Source organism: Corallococcus sp. bb12-1 (assembly GCF_026626765.1).
Lineage (GTDB): Bacteria > Myxococcota > Myxococcia > Myxococcales > Myxococcaceae > Corallococcus > Corallococcus terminator.
On record NZ_JAPNJZ010000007.1, the window covers coordinates 225,248 to 242,472 of the forward strand.

15 protein-coding genes are annotated in these 17,225 nt (G+C 68.3%); 11 read left to right on the forward strand and 4 right to left on the reverse strand.

Annotation, left to right across the window (positions count from 1 at the left end; all coding sequences use genetic code 11):
* Positions 1–22 precede the first annotated feature (22 nt).
* The 10 genes from OV208_RS11660 to OV208_RS11705 all read left to right on the forward strand — a co-directional run bounded on the left by OV208_RS11660 (position 23) and on the right by OV208_RS11705 (position 9,965).
* Entirely contained in the window at positions 23–436 is a 414-nt protein-coding gene (locus tag OV208_RS11660; protein ID WP_267573910.1) for an MAPEG family protein, read from the forward strand.
* Positions 437–647: 211 nt separating this feature from the next.
* Positions 648–1,799, forward strand: a complete 1,152-nt coding sequence (locus tag OV208_RS11665; protein ID WP_267573911.1) for a hypothetical protein — start codon at positions 648–650, stop codon at positions 1,797–1,799.
* A gap of 16 nt (positions 1,800–1,815) precedes the next feature.
* Positions 1,816–2,850 carry a serine/threonine-protein kinase gene (locus OV208_RS11670; RefSeq protein ID WP_420715010.1) on the forward strand — a complete coding sequence of 345 codons (1,035 nt, stop codon included), beginning with the start codon at positions 1,816–1,818 and terminating at the stop codon, positions 2,848–2,850.
* Positions 2,851–2,917: 67 nt separating this feature from the next.
* Positions 2,918–3,298, forward strand: coding sequence for a VOC family protein (locus OV208_RS11675; RefSeq protein WP_267573912.1), 381 nt, complete (start codon positions 2,918–2,920; stop codon positions 3,296–3,298).
* A gap of 128 nt (positions 3,299–3,426) precedes the next feature.
* Entirely contained in the window at positions 3,427–4,821 is a 1,395-nt protein-coding gene (gene selA, locus OV208_RS11680) for an L-seryl-tRNA(Sec) selenium transferase (RefSeq protein WP_267573913.1), read from the forward strand.
* Complete coding sequence (locus OV208_RS11685; protein WP_120541473.1) at positions 4,818–5,411, forward strand: HNH endonuclease; 594 nt, start codon at positions 4,818–4,820, stop codon at positions 5,409–5,411. Before selA ends, OV208_RS11685 begins: the two co-directional genes overlap by 4 nt.
* 123 nt (positions 5,412–5,534) lie before the next feature.
* Complete coding sequence (locus OV208_RS11690) at positions 5,535–6,602, forward strand: P-loop NTPase (RefSeq protein ID WP_324291371.1); 1,068 nt, start codon at positions 5,535–5,537, stop codon at positions 6,600–6,602.
* The gene (locus tag OV208_RS11695; protein WP_267573915.1) at positions 6,599–8,602 is read left to right on the forward strand and encodes a helix-turn-helix domain-containing protein; all 2,004 of its coding nucleotides are present in this window, start codon (positions 6,599–6,601) and stop codon (positions 8,600–8,602) included. The genes OV208_RS11690 and OV208_RS11695 overlap by 4 nt, the downstream gene beginning before the upstream one ends.
* 77 nt (positions 8,603–8,679) lie before the next feature.
* The gene (locus tag OV208_RS11700; protein ID WP_120532975.1) at positions 8,680–8,943 is read left to right on the forward strand and encodes a hypothetical protein; all 264 of its coding nucleotides are present in this window, start codon (positions 8,680–8,682) and stop codon (positions 8,941–8,943) included.
* A gap of 11 nt (positions 8,944–8,954) precedes the next feature.
* Positions 8,955–9,965, forward strand: a complete 1,011-nt coding sequence (locus OV208_RS11705; protein ID WP_267573916.1) for an RluA family pseudouridine synthase — start codon at positions 8,955–8,957, stop codon at positions 9,963–9,965.
* Here the strand turns inward: OV208_RS11705 and OV208_RS11710 are convergent.
* On the reverse strand, positions 9,946–11,256 hold the full coding sequence (locus OV208_RS11710; RefSeq protein WP_267573917.1) for an HD-GYP domain-containing protein: 1,311 nt from the start codon (positions 11,254–11,256) through the stop codon (positions 9,946–9,948). The genes OV208_RS11705 and OV208_RS11710 overlap by 20 nt on opposite strands.
* Before the next feature lie 4 nt (positions 11,257–11,260).
* Positions 11,261–13,036, reverse strand: a complete 1,776-nt coding sequence (locus tag OV208_RS11715) for a HEAT repeat domain-containing protein (RefSeq protein ID WP_267573918.1) — start codon at positions 13,034–13,036, stop codon at positions 11,261–11,263.
* Between the two features lie 158 nt (positions 13,037–13,194).
* On the opposite strand from OV208_RS11715, the gene OV208_RS11720 reads away from it, so the two are divergent.
* A complete protein-coding gene (locus tag OV208_RS11720; RefSeq protein ID WP_267573919.1) occupies positions 13,195–13,524 on the forward strand; it encodes a hypothetical protein in 330 nt (109 codons plus the stop codon).
* A 60-nt stretch (positions 13,525–13,584) separates the two neighbouring features.
* On the opposite strand, the gene OV208_RS11725 is transcribed toward OV208_RS11720, so the two are convergent.
* The gene (locus OV208_RS11725; protein WP_267573920.1) at positions 13,585–16,053 is read right to left on the reverse strand and encodes an OPT family oligopeptide transporter; all 2,469 of its coding nucleotides are present in this window, start codon (positions 16,051–16,053) and stop codon (positions 13,585–13,587) included.
* Between the two features lie 151 nt (positions 16,054–16,204).
* The gene (locus OV208_RS11730) at positions 16,205–17,092 is read right to left on the reverse strand and encodes an RNA polymerase factor sigma-32 (RefSeq protein ID WP_120532981.1); all 888 of its coding nucleotides are present in this window, start codon (positions 17,090–17,092) and stop codon (positions 16,205–16,207) included.
* Between the last annotated feature and the right edge of the window lie 133 nt (positions 17,093–17,225).

Below are 17,225 nucleotides of genomic sequence, written 5' to 3' on the forward strand. Positions count from 1 at the left end.
TCTTGTCGTGGAGGAACACCCCTTGACGAATCCCTTGCTGGGGACGCACCTGTTCGCGGTCCCCGTGACGGCGCTCTACGCCGCCTTCAATGTCTTTCTCACGGTGGGGCTCAGCCTCAACGTCAGCCGGGTGCGCGGCAGGTACAACCTGTGGCGGGGCGACGGAGGACACGCCGACCTCATCGCCGCCATCCGCGCGCACGGCAACAACGTGGAGAACGTGCCCCTGGCGCTCCTGCTGCTGCTGGTGACGGAGCTGTGCGGCGGCAACTCGATGGCGCTCCATGCGTTTGGCGGCGCGCTGCTCGTGGCGCGGGCAGCGCATGCGTTCGGGCTGATCTCCGCCAGCCGCGTCCAGGTGGTGGGGGCGCTGCTGACGCTCGGGGTCCAGCTGGGACTCGCCGGGTACATGCTCTTTCTGCGGCCCTGGAGCTGAGTCCTTATCGGCATCTGGAAGGAAGCCCCTTGAGAGGGGTTTCGGGATCGGGGACTCATCTGGTCCTCATTGACTGAAGGGCGGGCAGCGAGAAGCGAGGCTCATGTCGCTGTCCGCTGCGCCTGGAATCAGGCGGTCGGGGTGGACGCAGGGCTGATAGGCTTGGGGGGCAGTCCTCATCCCCACTCGTTTGCGTGAAGGACAACACGCCATGAGCCACAGCGACGTTCCCGCCCCGAATCCACCTTCCGACCTCAACCGCACCGCCGTGGAAATCGCTCCCGAGACCTTCTGGGTCGGGAAGCGCGAGCCCGGCGGCATCTTCTTCGCCAACCCGTACCTGCGGCGCTTTCGCGGGACGGACGTGCGCACGAAGAAACCCTCCGAGTTCAACCTCCTCGTCGACCCCGGGTCGAGCAGCGACTTCTCCACCATCCACACGAAGGTGGTGTCGCTGATTGGGGGCATGGACCGGCTGTCCGCGCTCTTCGTGAACCACCAGGACCCGGACGTGGGTTCGTCGGCGGCGATAATCTCCGCGCGCTATTCGCCGCGCGCGAGCATCCTGTGCTCGGAGGACACGTGGCGGCTCATCGTCCACTTCAACCTGCCGCGCAACCGCTTCATCCCCACGGAGAAGTTCTCCAACGGGTTGAGCGTGCCCACGGGGCACAAGCTGTTGCCGGTGCCGTCGCCCTTCTGCCATTTCCGGGGCGCGGTGATGCTCTACGATCCGCAGACGCGGGTGCTCTTCACGGGGGACCTGTTCGGCGGGCTCACGGACTCCAAGGCGCAGGGCCTGTGGGCGGAGGAGTCCGACTGGACGGGCATCCGGGCGTTCCATCAGATCTACATGCCGGTGAATTCGGCGCTGGTGCGCGCGGTGGCGGCCATCCGCAAGCTGACGCCCGCGGTGGAGATGATCGCGCCGCAGCACGGTCGCGTCATCCGGGGCAAGCTGGTGCAGCAGTTCCTGGAGCGCATGGAGCGGCTCCAGGTGGGCCTGGACATCATCGACGAGGCGCAGGACAAGACGTTCCTCCAGGCGTGGAACACGGTGGTGGACCGGGTGCTGGCGGTGGCGCGCGGCTACCTGGGTGACTCCGTGGAGGCCAAGCTCAACGCGAGCGACCAGCTGTCGGACACCGCCCGGTTCAATGGCAAGCGGCTGGAAGTGCATCGGATGGGCAAGTGGACCCTGGAGCACGTGGTGGATGTGCTCTGCCAGGGCGAGCCGCAGGAGATCGCAGGCCCCATCCTGGTGGAGGCCACCATCGCCGCCGCCGAGTACAACCTGCCCACGCCGCACCTGGACATCGAGGGCTCCGGCTCACCGGCCCCTGTCTCCCTGCTTGAATCCTGAGAGGGGAGGGGACTTGGTGCGTTCGAAGGATGAGGACTCCGGGGGGGTGACCTACCTGAGCGCGGAGAAGCTGGACGCGCAGGGGTATCCACGGCCCGTGAGCACCCCGGTCTCGGATGGGACGGAGGCGACGTTGCATCAGGTGACGCCGCCGATGTCACCGATGGGGACGTTGATCCAAGGCGCGGTGACGCCGTCCTCGCCTGCTGCCCTGGGCCTTGTTCCAGGGCAGTTGGTGGCGGAGCGCTACCGGGTGGAGAAGTGGCTGGGCGTGGGTGGGACTTCCACGGTGTACCAGGCGCTGGACGTGAAGAAGGGGCAGCGCGTGGCACTCAAGGTGCTGGTGGTGCCCCACGCGGACGAGGCGATGGTGACGCGCTTCCGGCAGGAGGTGCAGCACGCGCAGGCGCTGGAGCACGTGAACATCCTGCATGTCTTCGACGTGGGCTGGGATGGGGCGCGGCACTACCTGACGGTGGAGCTGCTGGAGGGCAGGGACTTGCGGCAGGTGTTGTTGGAGGGGCGTCCTTCGCTCGCCAGTGCGCTGCGGTGGCTGACGCATGCCACCGTGGCGCTGGAGCATGCGCACGCGAAGGGGGTGCTGCACCGGGATGTGAAGCCCGGGAACCTGTTCATCACGCGCACCGGGGTTCTGAAGTTGATGGATTTCGGGCTCGCCAAGAGCACGCATGTGGTGGGCGCCACGGCGCAGGGGGCGACGCTGGGGACGCCGGAGTACATGGCGCCCGAGCAGGTGATGGGGACGGGAGTGTCTCCGGCCACGGACCTGTATGCGCTGGGGGTGGTGGCGTATGAGCTGTTCACCGGGCAGTTGCCGTTCCGCCACGCGCAGCCCGTGCCGCTGATGTTCCTGCACGTCCAGGAGGCGCCGGTGCCGCTCCGGACGCTGCGGCCGGATCTGCCGGAGTCCTTCGAACAGCTCGTGCTGCGATTGATGCAGAAGCGGCCCGAGGACCGGTTCGCCAGTGCGACGGCGCTGCGCGTCGAGCTTGCGAAGCTATGGCCGGAGGCGCTCAAGCAGACTGGGTGAGTGCCTGGGCTCTCGGCAGTCACTGCGCTCGGATGATATGGATGGGCGGTCTCTGGGGGATCCATCCATGACCGTCCGTTTCAATCACACCGTTGTTGCCGCGAAGGACAAGGTGCTCTCCGCGAAATTCCTCGCGGAGCTGTTGGGGCTCGCGGAGCCCCAGCCCTTCGGGCATTTCCTGGCGGTCAAGCTGGGCGACGGGGTTGCGCTCGACTACATCCAGACCGACGACGAATTTCCCGGCCAGCACTACGCCTTCCTGGTGTCGGAGGACGTGTTCGATTCGCTGATCGCCAAGATCCGTGAGCGCGGGATCCAGCACTGGGCCGACCCGCGTGGTCAGCAGTCCGGCGAGATCAACACCCATGATGGCGGCCGAGGGGTCTATTTCCAGGACCCGTCAGGTCACTACATGGAAGCCATCACCGTCCCCTACGGCGGATGGTGAGTCCGCAAAGGCAGCGGCCTGGCATTGCATGGGGTTCAGGGCGCGTATGAGATTGGAACGCTGACTTAAGGCTTTGGGGACGGCTGACGGTCACGTGTCGGGCCGTGCTCCGAGTAGACTCCCCGCCCATGGGCGCTGAGTCGAAACCCCCGGAAGGGAAGAACGCGCTGTTGCGCAACCTTCCCTCCATCGAACAACTCCTGAGGCGGCCGTCGCTGGAGCCCCTGCTCGCGAACCTTCCCCACGCGCGCGCGGTGGCGGCCCTGCGGCTCGCCGTCGAACGCGTGCGTGCCCGCCTGTTGAACGGTGACGCGCGGCCCTTCGAGGACGCGGACGTGGAAGCCGCGCTCGCGTCCCTGGCCACGCCGAACCTGCGGCCAGTCCTCAACGCCACCGGCGTCGTGCTCCACACCAACCTGGGCCGCGCGCCCCTCGCCCCCGAAGCCGTGGAGCGCGTCGTCGCCGTCGCGCGAGGTTACTCCAACCTCGAATACGACCTGGACGAAGGCGAACGCGGCAGCCGCTACGCGCCCCTCGTGGGCCTCCTGCGCACGCTCACCGGCGCGGAGGATGCGCTCGTGGTCAACAACTGCGCGGGCGCCGTGCTGCTCGTCCTGGCCGCGCTCGCTTCCGGCCGTGAGTGCGTCGTGTCACGCGGCGAGCTCGTCGAAATCGGCGGCGGCTTCCGCATCCCGGACGTCATGCGCCAGTCCGGCGCGAAGCTCGTGGAAGTAGGCACCACCAACCGCACCCGCCGCGCGGACTACGCCAACGCCCTGAGTCCCGACACCGGCCTCATCGTGAAGGTCCACCGCTCCAACTTCGCCCTCGTCGGCTTCACCGAAGAAGCTTCGCTCGCGGAGCTCACGGAACTGGGCCGCTCCCGCAGTGTGCCCGTGTTCCAGGACCTGGGCTCCGGAGCGCTCGTGCCCCTGGTCGGGCCGGGTCTCACATTGGAGCCCACGGTGGGCCAGGCCATCAGCGCCGGGGCGGATGTGGTAGCGTTCTCTGGCGACAAGCTTCTGGGTGGACCGCAGGCCGGCGTCATCGTGGGCCGGAAGGACCTGCTCCAGCGCATCAAATCCCACCCGCTCACACGCGCTTTGCGTGTCGACAAGATGACGGTCGCCGCTCTGGAAGCGACGCTGGAGCTGTACCGGGATGGCCGCCCCGAAGCGGTTCCCGCGCAAAGCCTGCTCGTCCAGCAGCCAGAGGTGTTGAGCGCCCGGGCTGATCGCTTGTTGGATTTGCTCAAGGCGCACGGTGTCACCGCACGGGTGGTGTCCGTGGATGGACGGGTGGGCGGGGGGGCCATGCCGTTGGCCCGGTTGCCTTCCTACGCTTGCAGCCTCACCGTTGGAGCGCCGGAAGTATTCCTGGAACGTCTGCGCGGTGGCGAGGTGCCGGTTATTGGCAGGATCGCGGATGGCGAGGTGGTCCTCGACGTCCGATGTCTCTCTGAGGAGGACCTGGGTGTGGTCGCGCAATCCGTGGCGGCCGCCCGTTCGGGAAGCCATCCATGATCAACAGCGCCGTGCTCGTGCTCAACCGGTACTATCAGCCGGTTCATGTGACGTCGGTAAAACGGGCGTTCTCACTGCTGTATCAGGGCGTCGCGAAGGCCATCGACGCGCAGTACCGTCTGTACGAGTTCGCCGACTGGGCGGCCTTGAGTGCCACGCAGGACAGCATCACCACCATCGACCGCACCATCCGCGTGCCTCGCGTGCTCGTGCTCGGCGCGTATGACCACCTGCCGCGCGCCAAGGTGCGCTTCTCGCGCCTCAACATCTACGCGCGCGACAACGACACCTGCCAGTACTGCTCCAAGCAGCTTCCCCGCAGTGACCTCAACCTGGACCACGTGAACCCGCGCACCCAGGGCGGTAAGACCACCTGGGAGAACGTGGTGTGCTCCTGTGTCCCCTGCAACCTGAAGAAGGGCGGTCGAACACCGGAGCAGGCCGGGATGCGGCTGCTCAAGAAGCCGGTACGCCCGCGCTGGACGCCGCTGTTCCGTGGCGCCATCCGCAAGGTCACCTACCGGGAGTGGCTGCCGTTCCTGCACCTGGCGGACATCTCGTACTGGAACGTCGAACTGCTCGACGAGTGACACCGACCGGCCCTCCGGTCGCCTGCCCCCCGACCCTCCGGGCGTCGGGGCGCGGGCGGGGTGCCGTACGAGGATGGGTCGTGAAATGGCGGGGTGTCGACTCGGGCGGTAGGACGGGTTTTGATGCGAGCCTCCGTGAAGCCCGCCCCTTTGTCTCCGCCGCCCGGATCCGCTCCCGCCTCGTTGGCCGGCGCGCCGGCGCGCCCCTTGAGTGCCGTGGAGCCTGACGCCGTGGCTTCCTCGGGCCCCGCCGGACTGGCGCGTCGGGCCCGCTCCCGCCGGATCATCGCGGTGGGCGGCGGCAAGGGCGGCATCGGCAAGTCGATGGTGTCCGCGAACCTGGGCGTCGCGCTCGCGCAGGCCGGCCATAAGGTGCTGCTGGTGGACGCGGACCTGGGCGGGGCCAACCTGCACACGTGCCTGGGCGTCGGGCCTCCGGAGTCCACGCTGTCGGACTTCCTGCGGCGCGGGAAGGGGAGCCTGGAAGAGGTGATGGTCTCCACCGGCGTGCCGGGGCTGTCGCTCATCGCCGGCGCGCAGGACTCGCTGGACGCGGCGAACCTCAAGTACGCGCAGAAGCAGAAGCTCTTGCGCACGCTGCTCGCGCAGACGGCCGACTACCTCATCCTGGACCTGGGCGCGGGCACCAGCTTCAACACGCTGGATTTCTTCCTCCTCGCGGACCACGGCCTGCTGGTGGTGCTGCCGGAGCCCACGTCGGTGGAGAACGCGTACCGCTTCGTCAAGGCGGCCTTCTTCCGGAAGCTCCAGCAGGTGGAGGCGCAGTACGGCATCCAGGACCTCGTCGAGGGGGCGCTGTCTACCCGTGAGGGTGGGTTGCGCACGCTCCATGACGTGGTCGCGCAGGTGCGCAAGAAGGCGCCTTCGGACGCGGAGCGGCTGGAGCGGGAGCTGGCGTCGTTCCGGGTGCGGCTGGTGGTGAACCAGGCGCGCACCGACGCGGATGCCAACGTGGGCGCCGCGATGGTGGCCGCCTGGAAGAAGTTCTTTGGCATCGACATGGATGATCTGGGCGCGCTGCGGTACGACGACGAAGCGTGGCGTGCGGTGCGCAAGCGCAAGCCGGTGCTCATCGAGCGTCCCGACTCGCCCGTGTCCCTGGGTCTCCAGCGCATCGCCACGCGTCTGCTGTCGCTCGACGGCCTTTCCCCCGAGTCCGCAATCCCATGAAGCCCTTCGCGCAGCAGACCTACTACGAAATCCTGGAGGTCCCGCCCTCGGCGTCCGACGACGACATCCGCGCGGCCCATCAGCGCCTGATGGAGCTGTACTCGCCGGACTCCATCGCCGTGTACGCGCTGGGTGACCCGGATCAGGTGGATGCGCTGCGCGAGAGGATGACCGAAGCGATGGAGATGCTCACCGACGCGGATCTGCGGGTCGAGTACGACCGTTCGATCGGGCTGTCGACGGAGCGGCTTTCGAAGGCGAGCGTGGCGGCGGGGGCCGTGGACAAGGCGGACTCGGCCGCGCGGGTCGCGGAGGCCCTGGCGACCGCCGCGGCGGCCCTGGCGAAGGCCGCGGGCGCCGTGGATGCCGAAAGGGTGGAGGCGGAGTCGCGACTGAAGGCCGCCGCGTCCGTGAATGATGAGGAGGCCCCGCGCACGAGCGGGTCGCCCGGAAAGAGCGAGGAGCGGATGCGGGGTGAGGAGTCGAAGCGGCAGGAGGCCTCGGGGGAGGACGCGTCGGGCATGACCCCCGAGCCGGTGATGGTGGGGGGCGTGGCGGTGGTGGAGGCATTCCGCGCCTCGTTCACCCAGAGCCTGTCGTTCGTCTACGTCCCCGCCGGTCCGCTGCGAGGGCAGGGCAGGGGTGTCCCCAGCGCGCCCCCGGCTCCGGTGGCGAGTCCTCCGGCTTCCGTGGAGCCCCGTGCCCAGGCTTCGTCCAGAGCCGATGCTCCCAAGGGCTCGGGTGCCCTGGCCGCGAACGCGGTCGAAGCCGCGCCCGTCGCCTCGTCCCCGGACAGCGGGGCGGGCCTTGTCGCCGTGGCCTCGATGCCCGTTGCCTCCGCTTCGAGGGGCGTGGCCGCGACGCCCGTTGAGTCCGCGTCGCCCCCTGCGACTGCTTCGACGCCTGTTGCTCCTGTTGCGGGAGACCGTTCGGAGGCCGCGAAGACCTCGACGCCTGCGGCCCTTGAGTCAGCCCGTGCGGAAGACTCCGCCGCTTCAACGCCTACGGCTTCGGATGTCGCGGTGGCTTCAGCGCCCGTGGCTGCCAGTTCAGACCGCGCGGACGCCATGGCCTCCGCGCCGACTGCTTCCACGTCGGATCACGCGGATGTCGCCACGGCTTCGGCGCCTGTTGCCTCCACGTCGGGTCATGCTGCATCGGCGCCTGCGGCCTCCACGTCGTCGGGGCACGAGGACGCCGCCTCGGCTTCGGCGCTTGTGGCTTCCACTTCGGAGCGCACGGAGGCTCCGGTGGACGCGGCGTCGGCCGCCCTGGTGACGCCTCCGAACGAGCCGAACCCCGGCACGCCCACCGAAGCCGCCGCCACATCCGCTTCGAGCGATTCCAGCCAGCCGGAAACCCCGTCCGCGCCGGGCGCCGACAGCACCCCCGTCGCCGCTGCCCCGGCCCCGGGGGAGTCGGATCCGAACCCCGCCCCGGACGCTCGCGCTCCGAGCACGCCGGACGCGACCCCGGAGGTCTCCTCCACCGCGCTGTCGCGGACCCCGGCCACCGGCGCCGCGCGTGCCGCCGTGCGTCCCCTCACCGCGCGCCCCATCGACGCGCGTCCCTCGGCGAACACCCGTCCTGTCCCCGGGTCCAAGACCCCCGTCACCCGGAAGCTCGGGGACGCCCAGGTGCTCTCCCAGGACTCGGCCATCGCGACCGCGGAGTCCGCGCTGGCGCAGGTGGCCGCCCGGGTGCGCGAGGCCCGTCCCCGCGGCGTGGACATCCCGGCGGACGCCGAGTTCAACGGCGAACTGCTGCGCCGCGTGCGTGAGGCCCGGAGCCTGTCCATCCAGCAGCTCGCCGACCGCACCCGCATCTCCGTGCGTCACCTGGAGAACGTGGAGGCGGACCGCTACACCGCGCTGCCCCCGCCGGTGTACCTGCGCGGCATCCTCATGAACCTCGCCCGCGAGCTGGGCCTGGACCCCCTGCGCGTGTCCAAGAGCTACCTGGGGCTGTTCTCCGAGAAACCCGCCAAGTCGGGCCGCTGACCCGAAGGGCGGCCCGCCGTCACGCCGTGCATCAGGAAAGTTGACTCGCAGGGGGTGGGTGCCTAAGTAATGGCACGATGACGGAAGAGGAAAAGGTCAAGGCGATGCGTCTGGCCCGCGCGATTGCCTCGGATATCTCGCTCTACAACGAGCAGAAGATCATCAAGGGCATCGAGCAGGACAACCTCTTCGAGGTCCTCAAGGAGGAGCTGGAGGAGGGGCGTGCGCTCTACAAGAGCCGCGTCAGCCAGGAGATCAGCACCCAGGCGAACTTCTTCGAGCGCGCCGTCAACGACATCGTGCTGCGCTCCAAGGCGCACGTGAAGTCGAAGATCTGGTAGTCACCCGCTCCGTGGCCTCACCCGACACGCGCGAGCACCTCGCCCTCCCCGAAGCCCGGGGAGAGCGCCTGGATCAGTACCTGGCCCGAGCGTTCCCGGACCTCACCCGCTCCCGCCTCCAGGGCCTCATCGCCGACGGCCACGTGCTGTCCGACGGCAAGCCCGGCAAGGTGGCCCAGCGCCTGCGCGGAGGGGAACGGCTCTCCGTCCACATCCCCGCGCCCGTCGCCGCCATCCCCCAGGCCGAAGCGCTTCCGCTCTCCTTGCTGCACGAGGACCGCGACCTCGTCGTCGTGGACAAGGCCGCCGGCATGGTGGTGCACCCCGGCGCGGGCCACGCCTCCGGCACGCTCGTCAACGCGCTCCTGCACCGCGTGAAGGACCTGGCCGGCGTGGGCGGCGAGCTGCGCCCGGGCATCGTCCACCGGCTGGACAAGGACACCACCGGCTGCCTCGTCGTCGCCAAGCACGAGCAGGCCCTGGTGGCGCTCCAGAAGTCCTTCAAGACGCGAGAGGTCCAGAAGACGTACCTCGCGCTGGTGCACGGCGTGCCCCAGGCCGAAGGCCGCATCGAAACGCTCTACGGTCGCCACCCCATCCACCGCCAGCGCTTCACCGGCAAGGTGAAGGAGGGCAAGACCGCCATCACCCTGTACCGCGTGCGCGAGGCCTTCGAAGGCGCCGCGCTGGTGGAGGTGGACCTGCTTACCGGCCGCACGCATCAGATCCGCGTGCACCTGGCCGAAGCCGGGCACCCGCTGCTCTGTGACGCGCTCTACGGCGCGGGCCGCAAGGCGAAGGGCGCGGTGGCCGAGGCCCAGGAGCTGCTGGGCCGTCAGGCGCTGCACGCGTGGCGCCTCGCCTTCGAACACCCGCGCACCCACAAGGCGCTGTCGCTGGAGGCCCCCCTGCCGGAGGACTTCACGAAGGCCTTGGCGCTGCTGCGGGAGGCGGGCGTTCCCGCCGGGCCTCCCGTCGCGAAGAAGGCCCCGGCGAAGGCGACTAGAGTCCGGAAACGCTGATCTGCTGCTGACGGCGGGAGAGCACCTTGATGGGCTGGATGGCCATCACCCGCATGAAGACGGACAGCAGCTCCGGGTCGAACTTCTGGCGCATCTCCGTCCACATCAGCATCAGCGCGACCTCCGGGCCGTACGCATCCCGGTACGGCCGGCGTGAGGTGAGCGCGTCGTAGGCGTCGCAGATGGCGATGAGCTTCGCGTACACCCCCAGGTTCGTCTTGGGGATGATCATCTGGATGTTGCCGCGCGCATCCCGCACCGCGGTGCCGTAGTCCGTCTTGTGCTCGAACGTCGTCACCACGCGCAGGAGCGTGGAGCGGCTGAAGCCCTTCTCCATCAGGATGTTGCGCACGCTGATGAGGGGCGCGCGGGCGACGGTGACCTTCTCATCCGCGGTGAGGGCGCCGCGCTTGGTGGACAGCTCCTCCGGCAGCGTCGTCATGCCCGCGTCGTGGAAGAGCGCGATGTAGCCCAGGTCGCGAAGCTGCGGCTTCGTCAGGCCCAGCTCCGCGCCGAACACGATGCACATCAGCGCGACGTTGACCTGGTGGTAGACGAGGTAGTCGTCCTCGCGCTTCTGCGTCGTCATGCCCAGGAAGTGCGTGCGCTGGTCGTAGGAGATGTCCACGAAGTCCTGCACCAGCCGCAGCGCACGCGACGAGCCGATGGGCTTTCCCGCGCGCACCGACTCCAGGTACTTCTGCAGGAAGAACACCGCGCGGGCGTACACGGTCATGGCGTACTTCTTCCGGTCGACCTTCATGTCGCCCGGGTTGTCCATGTCCTTGTTCAGCTTCTCCTTGAGCTTGGAGAACTTCGCCACGCGCATGTTGAGCAGCTTGCGCCCGGAGAGGCCGTCCTCTTCCGCGGCGGTGGACTGCTCCTTGCTGAAGATCCAGACGAAGTTCTTCAGCTCCTGCACCGTGACGGGCTTCGTCAGCGTGATGCCGCCCACGTCCTTGGCGCGCATCTCCGCCAGCAGGTAGCGCTGGTTCTCGATGGAGTTCAGGTCCACCTTCACCAGCATGCCGTTGAGGTAGAAGGAGTCCTTGACGCCCGCCAGCTCCAGCCGGCCTTCCTTGCCGATGATCTGGTTGATGATGTCCTGGAGCTGGTGCAGCGGCTTCTCGAAGACCGCGTTCTCCGGGTCGTACATCTTCACCGAGCGCACGAGCATGTAGAGGCCCGCGAGCATGGAGCGCGAGAGGCTCTGGAGCTTCTCGTTGTGCTCGCGGCCGTACTCGCTGAGATTCTCTTCCTGGTTGTGGCTGATCTTCAGGTTGTCGGCCATGGCGTCAGTTCGTCTCTTCCGGAAGCGCCGAGTCCCCGAAGAGGGCCTTGCGCGTCTGATACATCGCCTTGCGGGCGGCGGTGAGGACATCCAGCGGTTGCGCCTTGTCCTCCACCACGGCCTGCAACAACTTGTAGGACTGGATGGAGCCCGCGCCCGCCAGGCCGTGGATGGCCAGGAACTTGTCGTCCATCACCCGGCGCTTGTTGAGCAGCGACGGCTTCACCGCCAGCAGCAGCTGCATCATGGACAGCGCGGAGGGCAGGTTGGTGGCGCCGATGGCCGAGTACACCGCGGCCTTCTCATCCGACGTCTTCTTGTCCCAGCCCGGATCCCTCACCAGCTTCACCAGGTCCGGGAACGCCTTGTCGCGGTCGAACTCTGGCAAGAGCTTCGCGGCCAGCATGCGCACCTGTGAGACGTTGTCGTTGAGGGCATCCTGGATGATGCGCCGCGACTCCGCCGTGCGCCCGCGCCCGATGATCTGCATCACCTCCAGCTTGACGACGAGGTTGGGGCTCTTGAGCACCTGGGCGAACATCTTCACCCGGTCCGGGTGGTTGCTCTTCTCCAGGATGTAGACCATGTCGCGCACCGTCTGCGGCCGGTCCGACAGGAGGCGCGCCACGAAGGGCTCCGGTAGCTCCCTCGCGAAGCCGCCCAGCACGTCGCACAGGAGCGCGCGGTTCTCCGGCAGCTCAATCGTCTCCAGCACGTTGAGCAGCGGCAGCACCGAGTCCATGCCCAGCGCCTGCAGGTAGCGCGTCACGTCCTGCGGCTGCTTCGCGCGCGTCGTCTTGAGCGATTCGCCCACCCGGCTCAGGCGCTGCTCCTCGCCCATCTTGTGGAGGAACGAGGACAGCAGGCGCGCCAGGTCATCACCGCCCTCGGGGCGCTGGGACAGCGCGCGCAGCTTGAGGACGATCTGGTTCACCGTGCCGAAGTCGTCCTGGAGCAGCAGCATGTCCAACAGCTGCAGGAAGATCTCCTCCAGCAGCGCCGCGTCGTCCACGCCGCCTTCCACCACCTGGAACACCGCGCCCACCAGCTTGGGGAACAGGCGCGCGTTCTCCTCCTCGGTGATGTCCTTCTGCAGCCGCGCCTTCAGGTCGTCCGACGCGTGCCGGCCGCCCACGACGAGGCCGCGGATCTGCTCCACGCCATCCAGCTTCGCGTCCAGGTCCTCCGCGGACACGCGCGCGAAGCGCAGGAAGTCATCCGAGTTCGTCTGGAGGCGGGAGTAGAGGTAGCCCACCACCTTGTCCACCTCCACCTGGACCTCGTCCTCGTTGGCTCCCTCCATGGAGAAGCCTTCCACGACGACGTACTCCACCTGCTGCATGCCCGCGCGCCACAACTGCGCGAGCACGTCCTCCGCGCCGCGCTCCGGCTCCGACAGCGCGATCAGCGTGAGCGTGACGAGCTCTTCCAGCGGCAGCCCGGGCCGGAAGATGAGCTGGCGGATGCCGTCGCGGAAGAACTTGTAGGGGAGCGACGACTCCTCGGTGAAGAGCGACTCGTTGTGGAGCGTGAAGTTCTGCTGCTCCACCTTCAACGACAGCGGGCCGAACTTCTCCGTGTACGCGGAGATGGACTCCTGCGCCTTGGCGAGGAACTCCGGGAAGCGCGCCTCGTTGTGGCGGTACATGCCGATCTGCTTGATGCCCTTGAGCAGGTGGAATGCGAACGTGCGCGCAAGCTCCACCTTCTCGCGGACCTCGGGGGACTGCTCCGCCTCGGCGCTCGCGTTCGCGTCCGTGACTTTCTGGGGCTGGGCCATGAGAGACGTCCATCCTACTCCCGTCCCAGGCCCCGTCCCAATCCCAGAACCATCCTGAATCCAGGGGTTTGGCGTGACACCTGTGCAACAGTTGGTGGACTGGCGGGGAATCCCCGGTGTGTTACGCAAGGGCCCCCGTTCCCCTGGAGGTGCCGCCCATGAAGCGACTGGCCCTGTCCGCCCTCGTCCTGACGTCCCTGACGGGCTGCTTTCGCATGAGCGTGCGAAGCCCTGCGCCGCGCGATGGGGCACCCGAGAGCCGGCTGGGCGCGAGCTTCGTGGCGGGCCTGACGACGTCCGACGTGGCCGCGGGCGAATGCCGGCACGGCCTGTCGCGGGTGGACGTGTACTGGCCGTGGTGGAGCCCCATCGTCTACGCCTTCACCTTCGGCATCGTGGCCCCGCTGCGCACCGAGTACGTCTGCGCGCAGGGGCCGGATGCCGCGGGAGACGGGGCCGAGGTTCCTGCCTCGGTCCCCGGCCTGTAGCGGCCCTCCCCGCGCGAGGCAGCGGGGGAGGGCGTCAAGCCGGGTGTGCCGCCGCTCGCGTCAGTGCGACGGGGGCGGGGCTTCCGCGCCGCTCTTGCCCTTGAGGGCGGAGCGGAACAACACGGCGGTGAGGCCGGCGAAGAACACCAGGCCCCAGACGTTGGACCAGGTGGGGTGCGCCAGTTCGCTCTCGCCCACGGCGTTGAGGAAGGCGCCAATGGCGTTCTCGTGGCCGAAGAGGGCGGGCAGGTTGATGGCGCGCGTCCAGGTGCCGTCGCTGGCGATCTCCAGGAAGGCGATGAGCACGCCCGCGATGGAGCCGCCCGCGATGTAGCCGGAGGACATCAGCGTGCCGGGGGAGAACTCCGCCTCCGCCGCGCTGCCGCCGCGCAGCTTGTCCACGAAGTGGCGCACCATGCCGCCCACGAAGATGGGCGCGCTGCTGCTGATGGGCAGGTACACGCCCACCGCGAAGGGCAGGGACGACACGCCGCACAGCTCCAGCATCAGCGCGATGAAGACGCCCATCAGCACCAGGTCCCACGGCAGCCGCTGCGTGAGGATGCCGTCGATGATGAGCGCGAACAGCTGCGCCTTGGGCGCCGAGTAGCGGGTGAGCGTCTGGCCCTCGTACTCGCTGATGCGTCCGCCGATGCCGGGGTCCACCACGTACTGGATGCTGCCCGTGTCATCCACGAGGTAGCGGCCCGCGGGCACCGGCGTGTCCGCGCCGCGCACGAAGCCTTCCTTGTAGATGCGGTCCGGTCCCGCGGTGACGAGCCCCGCGTCCGACAGCTTCAGCGACGGGCCCGTGGCCGACGTCAGCGTCATCCCCGCGAGCTCCGTGGCGGGGATGGGGCGCCAGCTGCGCAGCTCCAACGCACCGTCCGCGGGCACCGCGTCCAGGCGCTCCGACCACAGCGAGCGCTTGAGCAGCGCGGGCGTCATGCCGCGCTGGGTGAGCGCGTCCTGGGACACGGCCCAGCGGTACGTGTGCTGGGTGCGCGTCTCGGTGGACATCTCCGTCACCTTCACGCCGGGGTGCGACTCCGGGATGACCGCGGTGGCGCCCTGGTTGAGCAGCACCAGCACCAGGCCGATGAACATCGCGCTCGTGAGCACGCCGACGAAGAGGGCGATCTGCTGCTTCCGGGGTGTGCCGCCGACGAGGTAGGCCGTCTTCAAATCCTGCGCGGTGGTGCCGCCGTTGGACGCCGCGATGCCCACGATGGCCGCCGTGGTGAGCGCCATGAACCGGTCCGGCGACGACGTCCAGCCGAACAGCAGGTACACGAGGCACGTCACGAGCAGCGTGGCCACCACCATGCCGGAGATGGGGTTGGAGGAGCTGCCAATCTCCCCCGTGATGCGCGCGCTCACCGTCACGAAGAAGAAGCCGAAGATGACGATGAGGATGGCGGAGATGAAGTTCACGTGCAGCGGGGGCGCCAGCCAGATGGCCAGGATGAGCAGCGCGCTGCCCACCAGCACCACGGTGATCGGCAGGTCCTGGTCCGTGCGCAGCACCGTGGGCAGCGGTCCCTGGGTGCGGGAGGCGCGCAGGGTCTCCACGCTGCGCTTGAAGGCGCCCACGATGGTGGGCAGGGAGCGGATGAGGCTGATGAGGCCGCCCGTCGCCACCGCGCCCGCGCCGATGTAGAGCACGTACGCGTTGCGGATCTGATCCGGCGACATGTCCCGGATGAGCATCCCGTTGTGCACGAGCAGCGGCGTGTCCATGCCGCTGCCGAAGAAGGACACCATCGGGATGAGGATGAGGTAGCTGAGCACGCCACCCGCGAAGGTGATGGACGCGACGCGCGGCCCGATGATGTAGCCCACGCCCAAGAGCTCCGGGGACACCTCCGTGGAGAGCGTCGCGGCCTTGAGCCCCTTGATGGGCATGCCGATGGCCTCCTTGAAGAGCTTCATCCCGGAGTAGGCGAACTTGTAGACGCCACCGATGATGAAACCCAGGATGACCGTGCGGGCGTTGGTGCCGCCCTGCTCGCCGACGATGAGCACGTCCGCGCTCGCGGTGCCCTCCGGGTAGGTGAGCTTCCCGTGCTCCTGGACGATGAGGCCCTGGCGCAGGGGGATCATCATCAGGACGCCGAGCACGCCGCCCAGGGCCGCGGTGAGGAACGCGTGCGTGAGGCTGATGTCGTAGCCCAGGATGAGCAGGGCAGGCAGCGCCGCCGCCACGCCGAACGCGAGCGACTCACCCGCGGAGCCCGTCGTCTGGACGATGGTGTTCTCCAGGATGCTGGAGCGCCCCAGGGCCCGGAAGATGGCGATGGAGAGCACCGCCACCGGGATGGACGCCGACACCGTGAGGCCCACCTTGATGGCCAGGTACACGGAGGACGCCGCGAACACGATGCCCAGCACCGACCCGAGCACCAGCCCGCGGATCGTCAGCTCGGCGGGCGACTGCTCCGGCGACACATAGGGTTTGTGCGTGGCGGGGACAGGCGTCCCCGCGAGGGGAACGCGATCATCGACGACCGGCTGCGATGCGTGGGACAAGCAGGCACTCCTGACAGGGAATCAGACGCCCTTTCTAGCAGGGTCCCCGTCCGTGCGCGAAAACACCCGTGTCCCTGGAACACGCGCGCCCCACACGCCCGGCAAGGGGCGGCGGGGCGGCGTGGGGCCTGCGCTTCACTGCCAGGATGCGTCAGCCCTGCGCGGCGAGCGTCTCCGGATCCACCTCCGCCATCAGCGCGGCCAGCTCCGACTTGAGCTTGTCCTTGGCGCGGATCTCCAGCTGGCGCGCGCGCTCGCGGGAGAAGCCGAAGTGCTCGCCCAGCTCCTTGAGCGTCATGGGGCGCTCGTTCATCACGCGCTGCTCGATGATGAAGCGCTCGCGCGGATCCAGGCGCATGAGCGCGGTGCGCACGCGGTTGTTGATGAGGCCCGCCTCCTCCTTGTCCGCGAACTCGTCGTCCTGCGGCGCCGCGGCGCTCACCACGAAGTCCACGTGGCTGTTGCCGCCGTCCTCGCCCATGGGCGCGTCCAGGGACAAGTCGCGTCCGCCCATGCGCTGCTCCATCTCCCGGACCTCGCCCGGCTTCACGTGCAGCTTGCGGGCGATCTCATCCACGTTCACCACCGCGTCGCCGCTGCCCAGCTTCTCCAGTTCGCGGCGCGTGCGCGCCAGACTGAAGAACAGCTTGCGCTGCGCCTGCGTGGTCCCAAGCTTCACCAGCGACCAGCTCTTCAGGATGTAGTTCTGGATGTACGCGCGGATCCACCACACCGCGTAGGAGATGAGGCGGATGCCCTTGTCCGGATCGAACTTCTGCACCGCCTTCATCAGGCCGATGTTCCCCTCCTGGATGAGGTCGGACATCTTGATGCCGTAGGAGCGGTACTCGTAGGAGACCTTCACCACGAAGCGGAGGTTGGCCGTCACCAGGCGGTGGCCCGCGGCCAGGTCGCCCTTGATGAAGCGGCGCGCGAGCTCCTGCTCCTCCTCCACCTTCAGGAGGTTGTACTGGTTGATCTCCGAGAGATACATCGCCAGGGAGCCGGAATTGGACGACTGCTCGGTCGAGGCCTGCATGGATGGATTCTCCGAATCTGGGGCCTCCTCGGAGGGAGGCGTTTGAAAGGTGCTCTAGGTTCAAGTCCTACAACTTGACGTGCATTGCCTTGAGCAACCGGGATGCCAACCGCGGTCGGATGTATTCGCGTGT